Annotated in this window: 21 protein-coding genes, 2 tRNA genes, 1 pseudogene and 1 riboswitch; of the genes and pseudogenes, 10 read left to right on the forward strand and 14 right to left on the reverse strand. The window is 36.2% G+C overall.

All coding sequences use genetic code 11. The features are described from left to right. Positions 1-3: 3 nt before the first annotated feature. The 4 genes from LA20249_RS06060 (at position 4) to LA20249_RS06075 (ending at position 4,048) form a co-directional block, all read left to right on the forward strand. Entirely contained in the window at positions 4-1,824 is a 1,821-nt protein-coding gene (locus LA20249_RS06060) for an FAD-binding protein (RefSeq protein ID WP_057738682.1), read from the forward strand. 293 nt (positions 1,825-2,117) lie between these two features. After that, on the forward strand, positions 2,118-2,708 hold the full coding sequence (locus LA20249_RS06065) for a hypothetical protein (RefSeq protein ID WP_057738684.1): 591 nt from the start codon (positions 2,118-2,120) through the stop codon (positions 2,706-2,708). A 35-nt stretch (positions 2,709-2,743) separates the two neighbouring features. Beyond that, entirely contained in the window at positions 2,744-3,223 is a 480-nt protein-coding gene (locus tag LA20249_RS06070) for a DUF6978 family protein (protein ID WP_057738686.1), read from the forward strand. A gap of 21 nt (positions 3,224-3,244) precedes the next feature. Beyond that, a complete protein-coding gene (locus LA20249_RS06075; protein WP_057738687.1) occupies positions 3,245-4,048 on the forward strand; it encodes a DUF1828 domain-containing protein in 804 nt (267 codons plus the stop codon). Between the two features lie 142 nt (positions 4,049-4,190). Here LA20249_RS06075 and LA20249_RS06080 read toward each other — a convergent pair. The 4 genes from LA20249_RS06080 to LA20249_RS06095 all read right to left on the reverse strand — a co-directional run bounded on the left by LA20249_RS06080 (position 4,191) and on the right by LA20249_RS06095 (position 7,511). Further along, positions 4,191-4,263: transfer RNA gene (locus tag LA20249_RS06080), tRNA-Thr, on the reverse strand. Positions 4,264-4,352: 89 nt separating this feature from the next. Next, positions 4,353-4,425, reverse strand: a tRNA-Asn gene (locus LA20249_RS06085). A 64-nt stretch (positions 4,426-4,489) separates the two neighbouring features. Then, the gene (serS, locus tag LA20249_RS06090) at positions 4,490-5,779 is read right to left on the reverse strand and encodes a serine--tRNA ligase (protein WP_057738689.1); all 1,290 of its coding nucleotides are present in this window, start codon (positions 5,777-5,779) and stop codon (positions 4,490-4,492) included. 283 nt (positions 5,780-6,062) lie between these two features. Then, the gene (locus tag LA20249_RS06095) at positions 6,063-7,511 is read right to left on the reverse strand and encodes an amino acid permease (RefSeq protein WP_057738691.1); all 1,449 of its coding nucleotides are present in this window, start codon (positions 7,509-7,511) and stop codon (positions 6,063-6,065) included. Positions 7,512-7,594: 83 nt separating this feature from the next. Further along, positions 7,595-7,806: riboswitch (Lysine riboswitch) on the reverse strand. A gap of 105 nt (positions 7,807-7,911) precedes the next feature. Between LA20249_RS06095 and LA20249_RS06100 the strand changes: the two genes are divergently transcribed. Next, a complete protein-coding gene (locus LA20249_RS06100; protein ID WP_235806756.1) occupies positions 7,912-8,907 on the forward strand; it encodes a helix-turn-helix domain-containing protein in 996 nt (331 codons plus the stop codon). A 6-nt stretch (positions 8,908-8,913) separates the two neighbouring features. Here LA20249_RS06100 and LA20249_RS06105 read toward each other — a convergent pair whose 3' ends face one another. The 3 genes from LA20249_RS06105 to LA20249_RS11855 are packed head-to-tail and all read right to left on the reverse strand — an operon-like array spanning position 8,914 to position 10,342. Next, positions 8,914-9,858 (reverse strand): IS3 family transposase, encoded by a 945-nt coding sequence (locus tag LA20249_RS06105; RefSeq protein ID WP_307724104.1) that lies wholly within the window; start codon positions 9,856-9,858, stop codon positions 8,914-8,916. After that, positions 9,810-10,139 (reverse strand): helix-turn-helix domain-containing protein, encoded by a 330-nt coding sequence (locus tag LA20249_RS11850; RefSeq protein WP_236900081.1) that lies wholly within the window; start codon positions 10,137-10,139, stop codon positions 9,810-9,812. Before LA20249_RS11850 ends, LA20249_RS06105 begins: the two co-directional genes overlap by 49 nt. Beyond that, the gene (locus LA20249_RS11855; protein ID WP_236900083.1) at positions 10,136-10,342 is read right to left on the reverse strand and encodes a helix-turn-helix domain-containing protein; all 207 of its coding nucleotides are present in this window, start codon (positions 10,340-10,342) and stop codon (positions 10,136-10,138) included. The genes LA20249_RS11850 and LA20249_RS11855 overlap by 4 nt, the downstream gene beginning before the upstream one ends. 59 nt (positions 10,343-10,401) lie before the next feature. Between LA20249_RS11855 and LA20249_RS06115 the strand changes: the two genes are divergently transcribed. The 3 genes from LA20249_RS06115 to LA20249_RS06125 all read left to right on the forward strand — a co-directional run bounded on the left by LA20249_RS06115 (position 10,402) and on the right by LA20249_RS06125 (position 12,687). After that, complete coding sequence (locus LA20249_RS06115) at positions 10,402-10,953, forward strand: hypothetical protein (RefSeq protein ID WP_199488136.1); 552 nt, start codon at positions 10,402-10,404, stop codon at positions 10,951-10,953. A 304-nt stretch (positions 10,954-11,257) separates the two neighbouring features. Further along, positions 11,258-11,791 (forward strand): helix-turn-helix domain-containing protein, encoded by a 534-nt coding sequence (locus LA20249_RS06120; protein WP_101836880.1) that lies wholly within the window; start codon positions 11,258-11,260, stop codon positions 11,789-11,791. 8 nt (positions 11,792-11,799) lie between these two features. Next, positions 11,800-12,687, forward strand: coding sequence for an IS3 family transposase (locus tag LA20249_RS06125; RefSeq protein WP_255887630.1), 888 nt, complete (start codon positions 11,800-11,802; stop codon positions 12,685-12,687). A gap of 85 nt (positions 12,688-12,772) precedes the next feature. Here LA20249_RS06125 and LA20249_RS12070 read toward each other — a convergent pair. From LA20249_RS12070 to LA20249_RS06160, 6 genes and pseudogenes are all read right to left on the reverse strand, one after another. Continuing rightward, a pseudogene (locus LA20249_RS12070) lies at positions 12,773-13,862 on the reverse strand (DUF916 domain-containing protein). 2 nt (positions 13,863-13,864) lie between these two features. After that, positions 13,865-14,854, reverse strand: coding sequence for a WxL protein peptidoglycan domain-containing protein (locus LA20249_RS06140; protein WP_057739011.1), 990 nt, complete (start codon positions 14,852-14,854; stop codon positions 13,865-13,867). Between the two features lie 96 nt (positions 14,855-14,950). Further along, the gene (locus tag LA20249_RS06145; RefSeq protein ID WP_057739010.1) at positions 14,951-16,048 is read right to left on the reverse strand and encodes a DUF3324 domain-containing protein; all 1,098 of its coding nucleotides are present in this window, start codon (positions 16,046-16,048) and stop codon (positions 14,951-14,953) included. Positions 16,049-16,163: 115 nt separating this feature from the next. Further along, the gene (locus LA20249_RS06150) at positions 16,164-16,994 is read right to left on the reverse strand and encodes a WxL domain-containing protein (protein WP_057739009.1); all 831 of its coding nucleotides are present in this window, start codon (positions 16,992-16,994) and stop codon (positions 16,164-16,166) included. Positions 16,995-17,118: 124 nt separating this feature from the next. Beyond that, positions 17,119-17,598, reverse strand: coding sequence for an LPXTG cell wall anchor domain-containing protein (locus LA20249_RS06155; RefSeq protein WP_057739008.1), 480 nt, complete (start codon positions 17,596-17,598; stop codon positions 17,119-17,121). A 113-nt stretch (positions 17,599-17,711) separates the two neighbouring features. Then, positions 17,712-18,224, reverse strand: a complete 513-nt coding sequence (locus LA20249_RS06160) for a GNAT family N-acetyltransferase (RefSeq protein ID WP_057739007.1) — start codon at positions 18,222-18,224, stop codon at positions 17,712-17,714. A gap of 103 nt (positions 18,225-18,327) precedes the next feature. Here LA20249_RS06160 and tpx point away from each other — a divergent pair, with 103 nt between their 5' ends. Beyond that, positions 18,328-18,822: a thiol peroxidase gene (gene tpx / locus LA20249_RS06165; protein ID WP_057739006.1), complete on the forward strand. Its 495-nt coding sequence runs from the start codon at positions 18,328-18,330 to the stop codon at positions 18,820-18,822. Between the two features lie 422 nt (positions 18,823-19,244). Here tpx and LA20249_RS06170 read toward each other — a convergent pair whose 3' ends face one another. Continuing rightward, positions 19,245-20,006 carry a flavodoxin family protein gene (locus LA20249_RS06170; RefSeq protein ID WP_057739005.1) on the reverse strand — a complete coding sequence of 254 codons (762 nt, stop codon included), beginning with the start codon at positions 20,004-20,006 and terminating at the stop codon, positions 19,245-19,247. A gap of 180 nt (positions 20,007-20,186) precedes the next feature. On the opposite strand from LA20249_RS06170, the gene LA20249_RS06175 reads away from it, so the two are divergent. Continuing rightward, complete coding sequence (locus LA20249_RS06175; protein WP_057739004.1) at positions 20,187-20,828, forward strand: SDR family oxidoreductase; 642 nt, start codon at positions 20,187-20,189, stop codon at positions 20,826-20,828. Positions 20,829-20,838: the final 10 nt, after the last annotated feature.

The raw sequence follows: 20,838 nt of genomic DNA on the forward strand, positions 1-20,838 counted from the left end.
GAAATGTTTAAGGATTCGAAATTAAATTGGAATGCAACATATGATGTCATTGTTCTAGGTTTCGGTGGAGCTGATGCTTCTGCTGCCAGATTTGCAGCCGATAACGGTGCCAAAGTTTTAATCACTGATTCAGCTCCTGAAGGTCATGAAGGTGGCAATACCCGTTATGCTGGACAAGTTATTTCTTCAGGCGATAACTTAGATGACTTGCGCAAATATTATCAAGATTTGGCGTATCCATTATCCTATGACAAAGATTTGATGGAAACATTCATTATTGGACTTTACAATATTCCTAATTATTTGAAAGATTATTTAGGAGTCAAGCCATTCATCATGGGTAAACATCCTGAATCACCCGTTTCAAAAGCCTTGCACTTTATGGCTCACGAATATCCGGAATTCCGTGGTCAAGCTACTCACGAATTAGTTGCTGTTCACGAAGGCGTAGCTGACTCCGCACTTTGGAAGAACCTTCGTCAACAAGTTCTCAAGCGCAGCGATAAAATTGACGTCTTATATCAGACACCTGCAACTCATTTGATTCAAGATCCCGCTACTGAAGCAATCGTCGGCGTTCAAATCAAACGCAACGATCAATTGTTAAACGTTCATGCCAAAAATGGGGTCGTTATGGCAACTGGTGGTTTTGAAAATAATCCTAAAATGGTTGAAAATTATCTAGGCGAAACAAGTCTAAATCCCATCGGTTCCCTCTACAACAAAGGTATCGGCGTCAAAATGGCCAGTGAAGTCGGTGCTCAACTTTACAACATGAATAACTACGAATCATACGGAATCTTTCACGGTTTAACCCCCAAACCAGCTAAGGGACAACGTTCACAATTTCTACCCTTCGACTGGCCCGCTTTCCATCAAGGCAGTTTGATCGTAGTTGGCGATGACGGAACACGTTACTTCGATGAAAACGAGATCCACCGCCACGGTCACATCAAAGATCACGGCAATTGGAGAATCCCACACGCACAACGCCATCCTTATGTAGTCTTTGACCAAAAGAAGTATGACGAATTAATTAATGACAAGAATGCCCCTTATCCAGAATTTATGAAAGCCGTCGTGAAAGCTGATGATTTACCAAGTTTAGCTGAAATTATGAACGTCGACGCCGATAAATTAGTTAAGACCATCAAAGATTTCAACTACTTTGCCAATCAACATCGTGATTACGCTTTTAACCGTGACGAGAAAACTTTGACAGCCTTTGACGATGGTCCCTATTACGCCTTAGCAATGGTACAAGGATTGTTGAATACACAAGGTGGTCCAGTGCATAATTCTAAAGCAGAAGTTGTTGATAATGATGATCAAGTAATTCCTCATCTTTACGCCGCTGGTGAATTAGGCAGTCTGATGGGACGTCAATATAACGGTGGTAGTAATTTAGCCGAAAATCTAATTTTCGGTAAGATTGCTGGTGAAAATGCCGCCAGTGTCAAAACAGAGACCACTCAACCAGAAGTCGATGTCCAAACATCAGCAAGTATTCATGAATCTGGTTTAGGTTCAGATGTTTCCGAAGAACATTTTGAAACCCAAGCCAATCAATATATCGGTAAGTCAAGTGCCGGCATGGGTAATGAAATCGTCGTTCGAGTAACCGTTGATGACGATAAAAATATTCAAGACGTTGAAGTTTTGAAACAAAGCGAATCAGAAGATTACGGTTTGAAAGCTGTGAAAGAATTACCTAAAGAAATCGTCAAGAAAAATTCCGTTGATGTCGATACGATTTCAGGTGCCTCCGCTTCCAGTCGTGCTATCAAAGAAGCTGTGCAAAACGCTTTGAAACAAATTGATTAATTGATTTATTGTATAAAACTTAACTTAAAACGGTAAGTATTATTTTTCATTAAAGTGTTCATTCAGTGTGAACACTTTTTTTCTGTATAAAATTTGGATAACGTAAAGAAACAACAAAATCACTCTATTTTATCTTCATAATTTTTTAGTGATTAAATTATTATGGATTACATTTTGTGATACATTAAAATTAAATATGATTATTCGTGGGGTCTTTTTATACTACAATACGTAATATTATTAATATTAAAGCTTTGGAGAAATTTATATGTTTAAAATACGGGGGGATCAAGATGAAAAAAATAATTACTTCAGCAATTCTAATAGCTACTACACTTTCTTTAGCAGCATGCTCAACAAATAAATCAGCAAGCTCTTCTACTAATAAAAGGGACAAGACTACCTCAATAGTCAAAAAGAAAAAAAAGAAGACTCCTTCAACTAAGAAGAAATCTCCTAAAAAATCTAATCAAAAGAATGCTAATAAAACTAGTCAACAGGTAACTAATCAAAATAATCCTCAACAGAATAATACCAATCAACAAGCCCAAAATCAGGTATCTGACCAATCTCAACAGACCTCAAATACCAACATTAGTCAACAACCTCAGCAACAGCCCATTCAAGACAACCAAGATACTCAGCAACAAGCAAGTAATGGCATTTCTTATGATGAGAATACTTTAACTGGATTCGTTAATAAATATGGTGAATCCCCTGCTGCTTATAAAGTGGAGCATAATGGAATGAGTCAACTACAAGCGTTGGAGAGCACACCAGATAGTATGAAAACTTTTGGTGAAAAGCAAACACAACAAGGTATGGAAAACGGATCATTGAATCCTGATGGTAATCCATCAAATCAATACAGTTATCATAAATAATATTTTATCACGTATAAATACTTTAAGGGGAAATTATGGAATCTTTAGACTTAACAGACGCTGACGCCCATAAACTCATATCTATATTGAAGAAAACAGTTTCCAAAAACAAATATGTACTTACCGAGGGATCAAAGGGTAGGATAAAGATAACGGGCAAGTTAGATGGTATCGAACATCAGTTTGTATTATATTATATGTATGCAATTGATAATATCCATTTGAATTTTGCAGATTCTTCTACTGGATACACATTGGTTAGGATAAACTTAGATAGTAGCTTCCATAACAATTCTGATGGGAAAGTCCGCGGTCACCGTGTGGAGCTTTTCTCCGAGACAGAGTTCAAAGCAAAACATGATACATTCACGCATTATAAAGCCTATCCTCTACCACATAATAGTTTTAAGGATTGTGATGATTTTTTTACTACATTACAACAAATATTTGACTATACTAATGTTAAGAATCATAAAAGTATATCATTCATAGAAAATAATATTCTATCAATTTAATTCATGAAAGGAGGTATTAAGATGTCAGACGTGATTGATTCTGTAGAAATTGCCAATGAATGGCTAGAAAAACTTAATAACCAATCAAATTTTATTCCACTGGATGGAAATAAAATTAGATTTAATACCCCTTTTGTGGATCCGTTTGGTGATCAAATTTCTTTATTAATTACATCAAATCATAATTCAACATACACTGTTTCTGATCAAGGCTATACTATTTGGAATATCGAATCTAGAGGCACAAATCTAACAAAAAATAATTCCGTTAGATTTAAACTGCTTCAAAGCATTCTATACACCAATAAAGCATCCCTAAGCAATAATTTTGATATTTATAAAACCACTGCTTCTCGACAGGAAGTGGCTCAAATAATAAATGACATATTGGATAGTGTAATTAAGATTTCAGATTTAGCGTTTGGATCTAGAAGTAATGCCAGAGGAATGTTTAAAGATGATGTGTTAGATTATATCACTGAAAATAAAAAAAGATTTAGTTTTGATATTGGATTTTCCGTAAAAGGTAAATCTAATTTAGTATACGATTTGGATTTTGTATTCCACCAAAAAATTAAAGATACTCAATGGACAAAATTATATACATCACTGAATAAAAATGTATCAGAAATGGTAATGGGAATTTGGTTAGATACCGAATTATATAGGAAAAACAATCCGGGTAATGATATTTCTTTCAATGTTCTAGTTAAAGAAATGGATTTAAAATCTACTCAATTTAAAGACAATTTAATTCAACATAATATAAATGTGATTTCTTTTGATGATAAAGAAGATTTTGAGAAGAACTTTGCTATTTCTTAAATTTGAAGTAGTCTCTTCTGATCAGGAAAATTTAAAATTCTAACTCAGATTTTCATAAAACAAAAATAGAGCCCCCAAATGCTGACTTAACAACATTTCAGGACTCTATTATTTTTACTAAAATTCTCTAATGCACTTATTATGCCGTGTGCAGGAGTCGAACCTGTGACCGCCGGTTTACGATACCGATGCTCTACCAACTGAGCTAACACGGCAAAAAAGAAATCCTATAAAAAAATACACCTAATTCTATGAACTAGATGTAATTTATTGAAGACACCTAGGATTTCCTAAGTATTTATAACTCCGGATGTCAGACTCGAACTGACGACACCCTGATTAACAGTCAGATGCTCTACCAACTGAGCTAATCCGGAATAATTCAATAGCTCTTTAACAGAACTATTAAATTTTATCAATCTATACGGATTGAGTCAATACTTATTTAGCATTTTCTTTAGTAATTTTTGTTACTCCACCCATGTATGGTACTAAAACATCGGGAATCGTTACAGAACCATCTTCATTTTGATAATTTTCAAGAATAGCAGCAACAGTACGACCAGCAGCAAGTCCTGAACCATTCAAAGTATGAGCTAATTTTGTCTTGCCATTAGCGTCACGATAACGGATATGAGCACGACGAGCTTGGAAATCAAGACAGTTAGAACAACTTGAAACTTCACGATACTTGTCTTGAGCAGGCATCCATACTTCAAGATCATAAGTCTTAGCGGAACTGAAACTAGCATCCCCACTTGATAATACGATTACGTGATATGGAAGGCCCAATTGTTTCAAAATGTTTTCAGCATTAGCTGTCAACTTTTCCAATTCGTTGTATGATTCCTCTGGTTTAGCAATCTTTACCATTTCAACTTTGTTGAATTGATGCATTCTAATCAAACCACGAGTATCACGTCCAGCAGAACCTGCTTCAGAACGGAAACATGGTGTTAGAGCCGTTACATACTTAGGCAAATCCTTTTCGTCCAAAATCTTACCAGCAAAGTAGTTTGTCAAGGGAACTTCAGCAGTTGGAATCAATGTCAAAGGATTTTCATCGACTGTAACGGTATAAACATCCTTAGTAAACTTAGGAAATTGGCTTGTACCAAACATAGCTTCATTGTTAACCAAGTATGGAGGAATTACTTCGGTATAACCTTCCTTTTGATGTTGATCTAACATGAAATTATAAACCGCACGTTCCAAACGAGCACCCATGCCGATATAGTAAACAAAACGACTACCAGCCACTTTTGTAGCTTGCTCAAAATCTAGGATACCCAATTCTTCCCCAATATCCCAGTGATGACGAGGTTTGAAACCTTCCTTAGGAATAGCTCCGACTTTTCTGATTTCCTTATTAGTACTTTCATCAGGACCAACGGGAACAGAATCGTCAGGAATATTAGGTAAACGAACCAAGATATAATTCATCTTGCCTTGGGTCTCTTCAAGTTCAGCGTCTAACTCTTTAATATCAGCTCCGACTTGTTTCATAGCAGCGATTTCGTCACTAGCATCTTCTTTGTTGCGTTTCTTAGTAGCGATACCTTGAGAAACAGTATTTCTCTTTTCCTTCAAAGTTTCACTCTTAACTAATAGCTCACGACGTTTAGTGTCATAGCCAATTAATTCATCAATTTCTTCACTCGTAACACCACGTGAGGCTAACTTGTTCTTGATCCAATCAGGATCTTTTCTGATTAGCTTGATATCTAACATATGCTTTCTCCCTTTTTTTACTAAGAATACAAAAAAGCCGACTCATCCCAATGAAGGGACGAATCGACTATTCGCGGTACCACCCAGTTTCAGCGTACACAAAGTACACTACACTTTCAGACTTTATCGGATCAACCCGAACGGCATTACCCGTTGCCAGAATGCTGGAATAAAGACCTTAACGATTTTCACCAACCATCGTTTCTCTGAAAGGTTTTTGAGTAGGCACTCTCTTAGCGTTATATACAATTCTTATAATAATTTAAACTGACCCAAATATCAACTAATAGTGGTTATGTTTTTGTTCATGTTTGACATCAATATCTTCCAATTTCAGGAATTTAGTTTTATAACGAATCTTATAATACAGCCAACAAACAAATAATATAATCAAACCACTATAGCTAATCAAAAGTCTTCCGATATTAAAATTGACCATTGAGCGGACATCTTGACCTAGGATAATGATAATACCCAAAACAATTGCCAAAATTGGTCCAAATGGGAACCACTTAGCTTTGTAACGTAAATCATCTAAATCGTAACCCTTGTATAAGTATGCTTTTCTAAATCTGTAGTGTGAGAAAGCAATTCCTAACCAAGCAATAAAACCAGTCAATCCACTAGCAGCAACTAATAACTCATAAAATGAATCACCGTACAAACTAGTGAACAAAGCAATTGCCCCCACTAGAGCCGTTAATAGTAGTGAAAATACTGGAACGCCACGACCATTAGTTTTTGCAAAAGCCTTAGGTGCCATTCCCTGCTTACTCATCGACCAAAGCATTCGACTGGCCGCATAAAGACCAGAATTAGCCGCAGAAATAACTGATGTTAAAATTACCGCATTCATAACGCCAGCAGCCAGTGGAATTCCCACCTTTTTAAAGACGATCGTAAAGGGACTGATAGCAATGTCACCCGCGCCAGATCCCAATAAATTAGGGCTAGTGTAAGGAATCAATGCCCCAATTACCGCAATAGATAAGATATAGAATAACAGAATTCTCCAGAAAACTTGTTTGATAGCCTTGGGAATACTCTTTTCCGGAGTAGCTGACTCGCCAGCTGTAATACCGATCAATTCAGTTCCCTGAAACGAGAACCCAGCAACAACGAACACACTCAGAATTGCCGGTATCCCCCCAACAAATGGTGCTTTCTTATAAGAATAATTAGTTAAACCAACGAAGTTCTGGTTACCCAAAATCCCCAAAATGCTTAACACACCAACAATCAAGAAGATAATCACTGCTAAAACTTTAATTGATGACAACCAATATTCAGTTTCACCAAACGAACTAACTGAAATAAAATTAATTACCAATAAAATAATCATAAAAGTTAAACTAATTTTCCACGAAGTCCAACTTGGGAACCAGTACTTAACCACCAACGAGATTGTTGATAAATCTACCGCCAAAGTAATGGCCCAATTAAACCAGTAATTCCATCCCAGCGCAAAACCAAATGCTGGATCAATAAATTTTGTTGCATAAGTAGCGAATGAACCTGAAACAGGCATGTAAGTAGCCATTTCACCCAAGCTGGTCATCAAGAAATAGACCATAATACCGATAGCCACGTACGCTATCAGAGCTCCTCCCGGTCCAGCTGTCGAAATTGAAGAACCACTGGCAACAAATAAACCAGTTCCAATCGAACCACCCAACGCAATCATTGATAGATGACGAGTCTTTAACGATCGACTCACATCATTATTTTCCATCTTTCATTCCCCTTTTATTTTGGGCACAAAAAAAGCCCTTATTCTCAGAGGAACTACTGACAATAAGGATTACGATCATCCCATTAATCAATAGCTCAACGTTAGAAAGTAATCTTGCTCTTAAAACAAGTATTACTTTCTGATACGACAGTCTACTGCCTCTTAAGCAATAGCCCAATCAACTTTACCAAGTAGGGATAAAATGATTTCGGCAATTTTCCCTTTAATGTTTTTTCAATGTACCCTATCTGCACTCCAAAACATGACTAATAAAAATTGCGCCTCTATCTGATTACAAAACATTATAAATAAATGTTAAGATAGTAGCAAGTAGTGTTTCTTATATTTTTTAAATTATTTACCAATCTTTTCTAATTTAACATTGCCGGGGGAAACAAACATGTTGGAGCAAATTTTCTTAGTTAAGCAAGACGTAGAGAAGTATCGAATGCTAACTGTTATTAAGTCGCTGCCACCTCGTGAAGTAAACTTGAGTAATATTAGTAGTAGATTACAATTTACGTATCAAAAAACATATAATATTTTCCAAGCACTGTTAGAAGATTTTACCGAAGTCGCTCCGGAAATTGATCCTAGTGATACCAAGATCGAATCGATCGATTTCAGTAAGATTTCCGTTGATACTTACCGCCTATACTTAGTAAAGAACTCGGTAGTCTTTCAAGCTTTCAATTATGGCTTGACCAGTGCTAACCCATCATTTGAGAGTTTTAGTAGTGATCATTTCACTAGTAAGTCAACTCTCAATCGTCGAATGTCCAAGTTCAGAGCTTTTCTCAAGAACTTTGGATTAAAGATTTCAAATTCTACCTTAGAAATTAAGGGCAATGAAAAAAATATCCGATGGATGGCTTATTATGTCTATTGGTATACCTACCATGCTCAAGAGTGGCCATTTAGCTTGATTCAGGAGAATTCAATTGATCAGATCATTTCAAAAGCCGGATTGACTTTTGACAATCCCATCGTACATTTTCAGTTGAAGTATTTCCTAGCTATTTCTCGAATCCGTATAATTAAACGAAACTATATCGAAGAATTACCATATTATGATGTCGTCTTTAGTGACCAGACCTTAGGAAAGGATATCTTAACTCATGACGACTATCCTATCGTGCCATTAAATGCTTTAAATAATGAGAATAAATTGATCAATCTCTTTAGAAATACCGCCTTTCAACCAAGCGATACAGCATTTGATCGCCCAATCAATGCTAACGCCAGAATCAATCCGAAGTTCTATGCGCTCGTTTATCACTTTATAGATTTTCTAAAGGAACATTATCACGATGATATGTCCGTCTACCATAATCAAAAAACGTTGAAGCATATCATGACCTACGTAAAGTGCAACACAAAAGTTAGACAAAATTGAATATTGTTAAGCTGATAAGGCATGTTCCCTGTATTCGCGGGGAGTCATGCCTTTTGTTTTTCTTGAGATGCGTCGATTGTTAAACCAATCGACGTACTCCTTAGAAAGTTTCCTAAATTCTTTCATATCTTTACAAGGTGGAAATCCATTGAGACATTCTGTTTTGAATAGATGAAAGAAACTTTCGATTGGCGCATTGTCGAGACAATTTCCTTTGCGAGACATGCTCTGTATAAATCCATCTTCAGAAAGCCTATCAGTATAATAATTTAGTTGATAATGCCAGCCTTGATCTGAATGTATCACTGGGTTGCTTCCTTTAGGTATAACTGTCGTTAATTCATTTAATGTATCCATAATTAATTTACTATTGGGACTATTACTTACTTGGAACGCTAGAACTTCTTTGCTTGCCTCGTCGGTAATTGCGGAAACATAAGCCCATTCGTTATCCCTTAAACGAACTTGTGTGACATCTGTATGCAGGACTTTAAAGGGCTCAGTTTCATTAAACTGTTGATGTAAAATGTTGTGTGCGACCTTTCCAACAGTTCCTTTATATGAGGAATACTTTCCATTTTTATGACGATTATAAAGATTTACTTGAACATTTAACTCATTCATCAAGCGACGAGCTACGGCATCTGCTATGTGAATATCTAGTTTAATTAATCCTTCTTGTACGCGACGATAACCGTAGGTTAGGCGTCCACGACATTTTCCACTTTCAGTAATTTTTAATATTTCAGTTTTTATATCTTTGTACTTATCTACATGATTTTTGATACGTTTACGCTCATCATGGTAAGTGGCCTTTTTAAGTCCAATGGCCTTAAGAATATCGCCTATCTTATACCGTTCTGCTTTTGGAAGAGACTCTTGTTCTACCCTGATCTGATCAACTATTTGTGTTTTTTTGCGTCCTTTGAAGTTCCGAACAGGGTCATTGATTTTTTTAAAATATCATTCTCCAACTTTGTGTCATATAATTCTTGATTCTTCTTTGCGAGTTCCTCGCGAAGTTGATCTAATTCATTCTTGTTTATTAAATGACGTAATTTCTTTTTATCATTTTTCACTTTGGATTTTCTGCCTTTCGGATGAGACTTCAAGGCTTCTATGCCATGTTTATTGAATGCCGTTCTCCAGGAACTAATCTGACACTTGTTAACATCAAATCTGGCGGATACTTCAGCTAAAGTTTCATCATGAGTTTGATAGTAGTTTATCACATCAATTTTAAATTCAGCTGAAAAGCTTCGTTTAGTTTTTTTCGCTTAAGCGAGTCTACGCCGCTTAAGCGATATTTTTGAATCCAGAAACTGACTTGCCGTTTAGGTAAATTATGTTTCTCTGAGAGACTTTGCATGCTGGTTCCACCTTGGAGGTATTCACCAACAACTTCTGCCTTTAATTTTGAACTGTATTTAACCATATAAAAAGCGCTCCATAACTGTTAGATTTCTTGTCTAACAATTATGAAGCACTTTATACGTGACAAGAGATATTGTCTTTTATTACATCATGGCACCTTATTCAATCATGCACCTAGATTCGATGTATGCCGAAGGCAATCAAGCCTCATATACTGACTTATACAAAGATATTTATACCTTCTTCTCAAATGTCGATCAAAAAGAATATCTCGGGATTTACAATGCGGCAGAATTAATCTCCAAGAACCTTTATCAAGTCCTTCCTAGTTATATTTCAACCATTCGTGCCTCAGATATTATCAAGGTTAAAGTTTTGATTGATCCTGGAAACCAAGCAGCTGAAGTCGTCTTAAGAAACATCAGAACTTTAAAATTCGTCGAAATCGTTCCAAGCGATGTCTACGAAGACGTTGATGTCTTGATAACTTCACTTGATGTTTTACCATTAGACATCGAGAAGAAGAAATATCCAAAAGATTTGAAAGTAATTTCTTGGGATATTTCTTCAACCAGACCGGATTACATTTGGCTGTTGATTCAATTGAATCAAGTTTACGTCAAGAAATTGAAGAGTAAGATTGACAGCAATAAGAAAAAACGTGCACTTTAAAGTTTTGGTTAATTGTTCCCGCCCTCCGCAAAAATTGAAATTCGGCTGGAACGCTGAGGGCATCGTTTGAAACCAATTTTACAAATCAAAAATTGTTTCCAAATCGAGCCTTCTTCTAAATTGGCAAAAACCGCCAATCAAGAAGAATTTCTCGGCTGAGCCGATTTCAATTTTTGCTCTGGGCTAAGTTAGAGTTTATTTTTTATAATTCATAGTTTTGACCACACTAAAATACCTGTACTAATTGATAAAGTGCTTCATAATTGTTAGACAAGAAATCTAACAGTTATGGAGCGCTTTTTATATGGTTAAATACAGTTCAAAATTAAAGGCAGAAGTTGTTGGTGAATACCTCCAAGGTGGAACCAGCATGCAAAGTCTCTCAGAGAAACATAATTTACCTAAACGGCAAGTCAGTTTCTGGATTCAAAAATATCGCTTAAGCGGCGTAGACTCGCTTAAGCGAAAAAAAACTAAACGAAGCTTTTCAGCTGAATTTAAAATTGATGTGATAAACTACTATCAAACTCATGATGAAACTTTAGCTGAAGTATCCGCCAGATTTGATGTTAACAAGTGTCAGATTAGTTCCTGGAGAACGGCATTCAATAAACATGGCATAGAAGCCTTGAAGTCTCATCCGAAAGGCAGAAAATCCAAAGTGAAAAATGATAAAAAGAAATTACGTCATTTAATAAACAAGAATGAATTAGATCAACTTCGCGAGGAACTCGCAAAGAAGAATCAAGAATTATATGACACAAAGTTGGAGAATGATATTTTAAAAAAATCAATGACCCTGTTCGGAACTTCAAAGGACGCAAAAAAACACAAATAGTTGATCAGATCAGGGTAGAACAAGAGTCTCTTCCAAAAGCAGAACGGTATAAGATAGGCGATATTCTTAAGGCCATTGGACTTAAAAAGGCCACTTACCATGATGAGCGTAAACGTATCAAAAATCATGTAGATAAGTACAAAGATATAAAAACTGAAATATTAAAAATTACTGAAAGTGGAAAATGTCGTGGACGCCTAACCTACGGTTATCGTCGCGTACAAGAAGGATTAATTAAACTAGATGTTCACATAGCAGATGCCGTAGCTCGTCGCTTGATGAATGAGTTAAATGTTCAAGTAAATCTTTATAATCGTCATAAAAATGGAAAGTATTCCTCATATAAAGGAACTGTTGGAAAGGTCGCACACAACATTTTACATCAACAGTTTAATGAAACTGAGCCCTTTAAAGTCCTGCATACAGATGTCACACAAGTTCGTTTAAGGGATAACGAATGGGCTTATGTTTCCGCAATTACCGACGAGGCAAGCAAAGAAGTTCTAGCGTTCCAAGTAAGTAATAGTCCCAATAGTAAATTAATTATGGATACATTAAATGAATTAACGACAGTTATACCTAAAGGAAGCAACCCAGTGATACATTCAGATCAAGGCTGGCATTATCAACTAAATTATTATACTGATAGGCTTTCTGAAGATGGATTTATACAGAGCATGTCTCGCAAAGGAAATTGTCTCGACAATGCGCCAATCGAAAGTTTCTTTCATCTATTCAAAACAGAATGTCTCAATGGATTTCCACCTTGTAAAGATATGAAAGAATTTAGGAAACTTTCTAAGGAGTACGTCGATTGGTTTAACAATCGACGCATCTCAAGAAAAACAAAAGGCATGACTCCCCGCGAATACAGGGAACATGCCTTATCAGCTTAACAATATTCAATTTTGTCTAACTTTTGTGTTGCACTTTATTGATAAATCTCAATTAGTACAGGTATTTTGTTATGCTTTTATTAAATTACTTCTTATGACGTGAAGATCTCGTATTACCTGATCTCGTTGTCTTATTAGAATCCTTATTTTTAAAGAATGATCTACCACGACTCTTCTTGCCATTTCTATTGGAATAGTACAAGTACATCCAAACGGCAATGGCAATCAAAACAATAATTCCTATGATAATAGCAATCCACTGTTTATTGTTGCTCTCCTGCTTAGGACTAGCAGAATCTTTGATACTGTCGACTTCTTTTTGTTGAATCGTTATAGATTTATCAAATGAAGTCGAAAAGCCTGAATCATTTTTCAAAGTTATGTGTGCTTTATAAGTCCCAGAGCCTAATTTCTTAACTGGAATAAAATAGTTAAATTGGGAATTAGGAGCGATTTGGAGGTTGTTAGCACTATAGTTGATGGTTTCCATTATGCTTGATTTTAGCTTCTAATGAGACTTTATTGATGTTTATTGGGGCTGTATTGTCCAATGTGTACGCAATTCCGGTTGAACCCGCTACAGCTTTAGGTGCAGCTGTTGTCAAATGCATCTTCGGCATCACACCATCATCTTTTGAACGCAGTACCACCCCTTTAACATAACGAACTTGATTTTTGATGTTGATATTCTTCGATTCAGTCGGACTAACCGAGGCTGTCGTCGTCACACCACCCAAAATAATTCCGGCATATTCGGAATCAGGCGATTTCACCTTGAATTCAACAGTTTTATTTTCACCAGTCTTCAAGTTAACCGTTTGTTTTCTTTGTCCATCAACCAATGAAGTCAGTGAAGGTAACTTTGATTTATATAATTTAGCATCATATTTATCATAACCAATCACACCTGAATCAGCCGTATAAGCATTGTTAATCTCAGCAGTAACTTTAATTGATTTGCTACCGGTATTTGCAATCAATACTTTTAGAGTCTGTTCTTTTTTAGGTGTAATCTTCAAATCAAAATATGATTCATCTTTATTGATTTGATTATCGGGCAAAATTGCTTGAATAGCATACGATTTGTCAGGTGCTGCTTTCACAGTCGTCCCTGGCCAAAAGATTGCCAACAATAACAATAATGTTGAGAAAAATACAATTATTCTTTTTTTCATTTTTAACTCCTACCTGAGTACCAAATAGCCCAAAAGATAAGGAAAATCACTGACAATAGAACACAAACAATCAGAATATAAGTGGTCGTCTTGTTATAGATCAGTCCCTTGCAACGTTTGTTGATATCATTAGCCTGATCTTGCGTAATTTTATATGTCTTATGGAAAGTCCAAGTAGCCTTGCCGCTTCGAGCCGCCCCTTTGACGACGTACTCACCCGCCTGAATTGGAGTTTGATTCTGATCAAAATCAACCGGAATCTTAGAATTGGGGGCTACTTTGTCATAAGTTGTATCAGCTATCATTTTTTTAGGTCCAAGATTGAACCGATCCAGCCAGCTTTTACGTTTAACAGTCATATGAACGATAACATTTTTCATTTGACCGAGTTCTTTATTTTGCAAATTAATAATAATATGTGGTTTCTTATCAATCACATCCAAAGTTAAATTATGCAAACTAACAATGCCACCGACAGCTTTATTATCACCAGTTATCCAAACTGGGACATTAGCATTGCCCTTGGCTCCATCTTTGGAAGTGTCGTAGACATTAAAACCACCCATGATCAGTCCGTCAATTTTTGAATCGGGCAATTTTATTTTAAAAGTTACATCCTTAGTTTTGTTAGGCTTCAAAACGATATTTTTGGCCTTAGTCATACTAGAAAAAGCATACTGCAAGCCATATTGCCCCGCCAAAACTTTATCAGTATAAACAATTTTTCCGTCCATTGATGTCGTCGCATTGGTAGGCTCAATTCTAAGATGTAATTTATTGATCCCAAAATTACCAATAGATATTTTAACCGTGCGCTCAGCACCAGGTTTACCGACAATTTCAAATCTATCGGTCACATCAGTATCACCATTTTCAATCAATGGGGTCACTGTAACTCCGTTAATATCTGCTTTTACAACTAAATCATTAACCATAAAGCCTAAAAAGGCAAAGAATATCGCTGATAGAAAATATATTATTTTTTTACTCATTGATCTGCCCCTGATATTTACTTCACCTCTAATAATACTAAAAAAGCCGTTCCAAGTCTTGGAACAGCCTAATATTTAATTATTTATCAAACAATATTAACGACGACGACGTCTTGTTGGTGTTCCACCGTTACCACCATTATTATTATTTTTATTGTTGTTTCTCTTACCTAAGTAAATTCCTAATCCCAGAATAATTGCCAATGCAAGAATTCCTAATAGAATATATAACCAGAGGTAATTTGGCTTGATACCAGCTAATTTGTTGTACTTAGCAGCATCGTTATTAGTAATCGTGAAATCTTTATTTAAGACCCAGCTCTTGATTCCACCAGCAGTCTTATAAGTTAATTTCAGATGGTAATCACCAGATTGCAAGGCTTTCTTACCCCATGGAATACTTAAATCATAATTAGTTGTTGGCGCAATACTTTGTGAATCATACAATTGCGTAATTTTGAAACTCTTGTCACCCTTCTTTGTGACAACTGCTTTAGCTGACAAACTTCCAGTATAAGAATTAGTTGAGTTATGAATATTGGCTTTAACACCTTGTTTTTGACCCTTAGAAGTTGTAGTCAAATCAGGTTTAACAGTTCTAACTGAATATTTTGGTTGAACTGCTTCGGCACCCTTTTGATGAATTTGAACAGGAATTGAATAACTGAACTTATTCTTAATCAAGTTACCATTTGATCCAACAGTACCCTTAGCCTTTTCCTTATAAGGAGCTACAGTGACACCACCCATGATAGTACCGTCAAACTTCTTAGTTGGAATCGTCACATTCAATGTCAAAGTAGCCGAAGTATTCCCCGGTACTTTGAAAGTTGATTTCTTAGGCGAAATAGCATCCCTAGTTTGAATCTTCAATGATGGGTCAGTAACTTTCATACTATTATATGATAAAGCACCATTATCATTGGTATATGCTGTGGCAGCATAATAAATAAAATTACGCGTTGAACTAGCTTTATTGATCACTTGTAGCTTTATCTCTGTCTTTTGTCCAGGTGTCCCCGTAATATAATAACTTCCGTTATCAATATTAACGACATCATTACTCTTACCACTTGGAGCAATCGTATAATCTCCAGAAGTGGCAGCGGTAACATTCGTTACACCTAATAAGCTTAAAAATAAGGCAAACATTAATGGCAACAAAAATGAAAACTTTGACTTAAATTTTAACATTTGAAACCTCCATAATAAAAACACCTATAAATGTATTAACCAGTTATATTATAAAATAAAAACCACTACTATTGTAGTAGTGGTCATTATTTTTAAATTTTTATTGCTTTATTAATTAACCTTGAGAACCAGTATCAGTAGATACAGGAACTGTCTTCAATGTCCATGTAACTGTAGCATTGTATGACTTTGAAGTACCTGTCTTAGCAGCTGATGCAGTATCATTCAAGTTCAACGTTGCATCTTCAGCATCTTTATTGAATGAAGCATTGATAGGACCTTCAGCATATGTACCTGCTGCTAAATTGATAACATTAGAGTCATCAGCGGAACCATTACCTTTGCTATCACCATTGATATGAGCTTCAGAAGTCTTAGCAACACCATTTGTTGAAACGTTTACACCTTTATCATTCAATAGTTTTGTTGGTGTCAAATTCAAAGTATAAGCCTTAGCATCAGCAGTATCTGATGAGCCTTCTGGCATGAACTTAGTGATTGATGCATCAACTGTGAAACCAGGTGCACCTGTACGAGAATCTGTAACTGTCAATTTGTCTTGACCTTGACTATCTGTTGCTGGGTTACCATTTGTATCGTTGTTGTCCAAGTTAACTGTTGTACCTTCGGCAGCGTTAGCAAATCCGAAATCAGGAACAGCATCCAATGTTAATAGACCTGATTGAACTGTAACGTTAGCATTTGATTGTGCACTTGCTTCACCATCGCCAGCACCTGTAGCTGAATCATAGGCGATTGCTAATTTACTGTCTTCACCACCAAGTGGTCCTACATCTGTATCTTTAGCATATGAAACACTACCATCTGTTGTATTTGTCTTACCACTTGAAGTAGCAGCTTGTGCTGTTACAGCTGGTGCTAAAGCTCCCAAAACGATTCCTGCTGTTGCTAGTGATCCTACTAAAACATTTTTAGATAATTTCATGATATATCCTCCCTGATATAGAAAATTATTTTTTGTTTTTGTCTTTCTTGATTACAATTAGATAATAACAAATTTTACGTTCCGTACATCTCATAATTTGTAAAACTTATTTATCTAAATTGAATCATTTTGTTACCCTTGAAAACCGTAAAGATTTGAAGTCTTTCCGTAACTTCAATCCATAAAAAGCGAATAGACCAATCAAAATAGTGAATCCTAAAATGACTAATCCGGAATCATGTGCGTCACCCGTTTGTGGGTATGTTGACATGTTGTTGACACTGACCGAAGGGATATAATCGGTATCCTTTTGCTTAGCCTGGGTCTGACTACCAGTACTGCTACCAGTGTTATCACCAACTAAGACGTTAGCATTGGTTGCTCCGCCGCTTCCACCTGAGGTTGTACTTTCAGATGTCTTAGCGACTACCGCAACGGGTGCTGATTTGTCAGCGCCACCTCCTGTCGTGCTGTCAGATCCAGCAATAACGTTGTTAATGCTGAATCCTGCTACCACACCTAACAAAATAACGGCAATTGCGAAGAAACCGACTATTCGCTTTTTGACTGTGAGACTTTTAGTAGTTCTCAATCTTCTTTTCATATAAAAAACCTCTCATCAAAAGTCAGTCTATTTTCTCCTTACAAGAAGTATAATACCATCCGTATACTAAAGACTTACTCCGAAATAATTAAGAAATTCTTACAAAAAATGAACTATTCTTGTAAAAGATAATATTTGACGATATTGCTACGCTCCGCAAATGGAAGCGCTTGGTCGGCACTATAAACATATTTAAATTTTAATTTTTTCAAAACAGTCTGTGGAACCTTATTATTCTCCTCAGTCGATGCCCAAATTTCTCTTAAATGAAGTTCTTTGAATCCATAATCAATAATTAATCGAACAGATTCTGTCGCATATCCTTTTTGACGATACTTTTGGTCAATGACAAATCCGATCTCGCGCGTTTGCGACAATCCTGAATACTCACCACGATGATTCATTTCAATAATTCCTATCATTATATTATTATTTTGGGTAGCAATAACATGAGCGTCTTTGCGTTGACGATATAATTCAAATAATTCATGAGCGGTTTGCTCGCTGTCGGTGTATTCTAAACCAGCTAGATCATGATTATTTTTGTCCTGTACCAATTCGAAGTATTGTGGAAAATCCGTTTCTTCAAAATCTCTTATTTTTATATCTTTTCCTATTAATAACATCCTCTGACCTCATAACAAAACAAATTTACAATCTAATTTCTAGGTTTTTGATTTTCAGTAACTTATAATAACTCTAATGACAAAGATGAAAGGTGTGAATCATATGGATTTGGAATTTAAAGGACAAACCGTTTCAACAATTGGCACTCCTCTATCCGTGGGCGACAATTTTCCTAACTTCACTGTTTTAAATAAGGATAATCAGGAGGTTCAACTTAAGGACCTTTTGGACAAGCCTCTATTAATCAGTGTTGTACCCAATATCAATACTAGTGTTTGCAGCGTTCAAACTAAACACTTCAATGAAGAAGTCGATGGGCATTCTGCTATCAACTTTGTAACTATCTCAACTAATACTGTTGAAGAACAATCAAAGTGGTGTGCTGCAGAAAATGTCAAGAACATGCAAATGCTATCTGATGTTAAACATGATTTCGGTGAGAAGTCTAATATCTGGATCAAAGATTTGGATATTCTAGCACGTTCAGTCTGGGTAGTTGATCCTAACGGTACGATAACCTATTCTGAAATTGTTCCTGTACAAACTGACGAACCTAGTTATGACAAAGTATTGGACCAAATTGACCAAATGAATTAAAATTTATTTGGTCAATTCTGGTGTTTGTACAATTCCTATGCAAATACCGTGAATCATCCCTAATATTGATTTTTTAGTTAATAAAAGGCAGCCTGGTGGCTGTCTTTTTTTCGTTTTTGATTTTTACTACTGTAACTACTATATAAGATTAGTTACTTTTCGCTTCTTTGCTGCATCCTTACAGATTCTTTGTAGATACGGCCACAATTCTTTACTCATGCGCTTTCCTGCTACATCCTAAAAGGTTCTCTATAGATATAGCCGTAATTCTTTGTCCATACGCTCTCCTGCTGCATCCTAAACGGGCTCCGGACAACAGCTTCCTGTGCTTTGCTACAGAACCGCAACTATTCGCAAGTTCGGCGAATAATTGTGGCTCTTAGGCAAATGCTCGGAAGCTCCCGTTGTCCTGCGCCCTCTTTTTAACGACGTCTGTGTTTTACGAATGTCACGAAATGCAGGATACAGGCTAACAATACAAAGAATATTACGGTGAAGCTGATGTAATTCAACCAGAAATTACCGCTTACCCATGGTCTCAATGGTATTTGTATCCCCATTGTTATTAATGCCATTACGGCAATCATAAAGAATAACTGTATATATCTTTTCACGGTTGAATCATCCTTTCTCTTCTTCACGGAAATCTTCTTGGCATACTTCTGACACAGTTTCTTCTTATTATATGGAATTTCTTTCATACCAAAAGTTCCTGGTAAGACTATTTCTCCTACTTTAATCACTCCTGCGGCTGTCATTACACGGTCGATTGTCTTAAATGATTCGTCGGTTACTCCGGTAAGAAAATTTTCTAGTGGTGACACGTAACAAGAAGTGATGCTCAAATAATGTTTATTCTTAAATTGTCCTGGTATGGTATCCCCGTTTTCTTTGAAATAGACAAACTTTGGTCGCATGCAGTCGAAAAAGTTTTTTAAAACTCCTGTCAATTCTCGCCAATATGTTGGAGCTGCAAAGACCCAGACGTCACTTTCGCTCAGCTTTTGCGTTAAATCATCCAAAACTGGATTTTTTTCATGATACTTATGTGGTGTAATATCATAATTTTCTAAATATATCGTTTCTGTTTCTACATCACTATCGACATTTTCCAATACTTGATCAAGCATTTGCGCATTGAGGCCATGTTCTTGATGTGAGGCTAAGATTCCTAATATTTTCATAAGTACCCCCCTAAAGAGTTCTCACTACCTATAGCAAATATAATAAAGAAGGAAAGTAAAATCAAACGAAAGCTGTAATTTTATTTGTGACCATAAATTATCATAATTATAAGGTACAAAACACTAGCATTATTAAAAAATTGTTGCTACAGTATGATTAACTAAGGAGGTTTTGTGTATATGAAAGTTCTTATTATTGGTGCTCATGGTAAAGTGGGGCACCTATTAATTGGAGAGTTACAATCAAGAAACATTGAATTTGTTGCTGGATTGCGCAGTCAAGAACAAATCAAGGCCTACAACGAGAATAACATTGAAACACAATATATCGATCTCACTGCTTCACTTGATGATATTAAAAATTCAATTGAGGCTTCTGGAGCTGATGTCATCGTCTTCTCTGCCGGTGCTGGTGGTAGTAGCGACGCCTTGACAATTGAGATTGACCTAGATGGTGCCATTAAGACAATGATGGTTGCTGAAGCAATTGGAATCAAGCGTTATATCATGGTCAGTTCACTCTTCAGTGATAACCGTGACAAGTGGGACGCCAGTGGCATCAGACCATACATGACCGCTAAACATTATGCCGACGATCATTTGCGTGGCACTAGCTTGGACTACACGATCATCCATCCCGGAGCCCTTACTAACGACGACGGAACCGGTAAAGTTAAATTGCTCGGACCCAATGAGAGTGGCTCGATTCCACGTGTCGATGTCGCTAAAGCCTTGGCATTTATCATCCAAAATCCTAATACAATCGGTAAGGAATACACCTTCGCTAGCGGAGACCAACCTGCCGAAGACATTTTCAGTTAAATCTATTACT

The sequence above is a fragment of the Companilactobacillus alimentarius DSM 20249 genome, from assembly GCF_002849895.1.
Lineage (GTDB): Bacteria > Bacillota > Bacilli > Lactobacillales > Lactobacillaceae > Companilactobacillus > Companilactobacillus alimentarius.

Excerpts from the sequence above, each read along its gene's own strand:
- LA20249_RS06175 (WP_057739004.1), top strand. The coding sequence starts at position 20,187 with ATGAAAGTTCTTATTATTGGTGCTCATGGTAAAGTGGGGCACCTATTA.
- LA20249_RS06140 (WP_057739011.1), bottom strand. The coding sequence starts at position 14,854 with ATGAGTAAAAAAATAATATATTTTCTATCAGCGATATTCTTTGCCTTT.
- tpx (WP_057739006.1), top strand. The coding sequence starts at position 18,328 with ATGGATTTGGAATTTAAAGGACAAACCGTTTCAACAATTGGCACTCCT.
- LA20249_RS06100 (WP_235806756.1), top strand. The coding sequence starts at position 7,912 with ATGTTGGAGCAAATTTTCTTAGTTAAGCAAGACGTAGAGAAGTATCGA.
- LA20249_RS06170 (WP_057739005.1), bottom strand. The coding sequence starts at position 20,006 with ATGAAAATATTAGGAATCTTAGCCTCACATCAAGAACATGGCCTCAAT.
- LA20249_RS06155 (WP_057739008.1), bottom strand. The coding sequence starts at position 17,598 with ATGAAAAGAAGATTGAGAACTACTAAAAGTCTCACAGTCAAAAAGCGA.
- LA20249_RS06150 (WP_057739009.1), bottom strand. The coding sequence starts at position 16,994 with ATGAAATTATCTAAAAATGTTTTAGTAGGATCACTAGCAACAGCAGGA.
- LA20249_RS06160 (WP_057739007.1), bottom strand. The coding sequence starts at position 18,224 with ATGTTATTAATAGGAAAAGATATAAAAATAAGAGATTTTGAAGAAACG.
- serS (WP_057738689.1), bottom strand. The coding sequence starts at position 5,779 with ATGTTAGATATCAAGCTAATCAGAAAAGATCCTGATTGGATCAAGAAC.
- LA20249_RS06120 (WP_101836880.1), top strand. The coding sequence starts at position 11,258 with ATGGTTAAATACAGTTCAAAATTAAAGGCAGAAGTTGTTGGTGAATAC.
- LA20249_RS06145 (WP_057739010.1), bottom strand. The coding sequence starts at position 16,048 with ATGTTAAAATTTAAGTCAAAGTTTTCATTTTTGTTGCCATTAATGTTT.
- LA20249_RS06060 (WP_057738682.1), top strand. The coding sequence starts at position 4 with ATGTTTAAGGATTCGAAATTAAATTGGAATGCAACATATGATGTCATT.
- LA20249_RS06070 (WP_057738686.1), top strand. The coding sequence starts at position 2,744 with ATGGAATCTTTAGACTTAACAGACGCTGACGCCCATAAACTCATATCT.
- LA20249_RS06075 (WP_057738687.1), top strand. The coding sequence starts at position 3,245 with ATGTCAGACGTGATTGATTCTGTAGAAATTGCCAATGAATGGCTAGAA.
- LA20249_RS06095 (WP_057738691.1), bottom strand. The coding sequence starts at position 7,511 with ATGGAAAATAATGATGTGAGTCGATCGTTAAAGACTCGTCATCTATCA.
- LA20249_RS11855 (WP_236900083.1), bottom strand. The coding sequence starts at position 10,342 with ATGGTTAAATACAGTTCAAAATTAAAGGCAGAAGTTGTTGGTGAATAC.
- LA20249_RS06065 (WP_057738684.1), top strand. The coding sequence starts at position 2,118 with ATGAAAAAAATAATTACTTCAGCAATTCTAATAGCTACTACACTTTCT.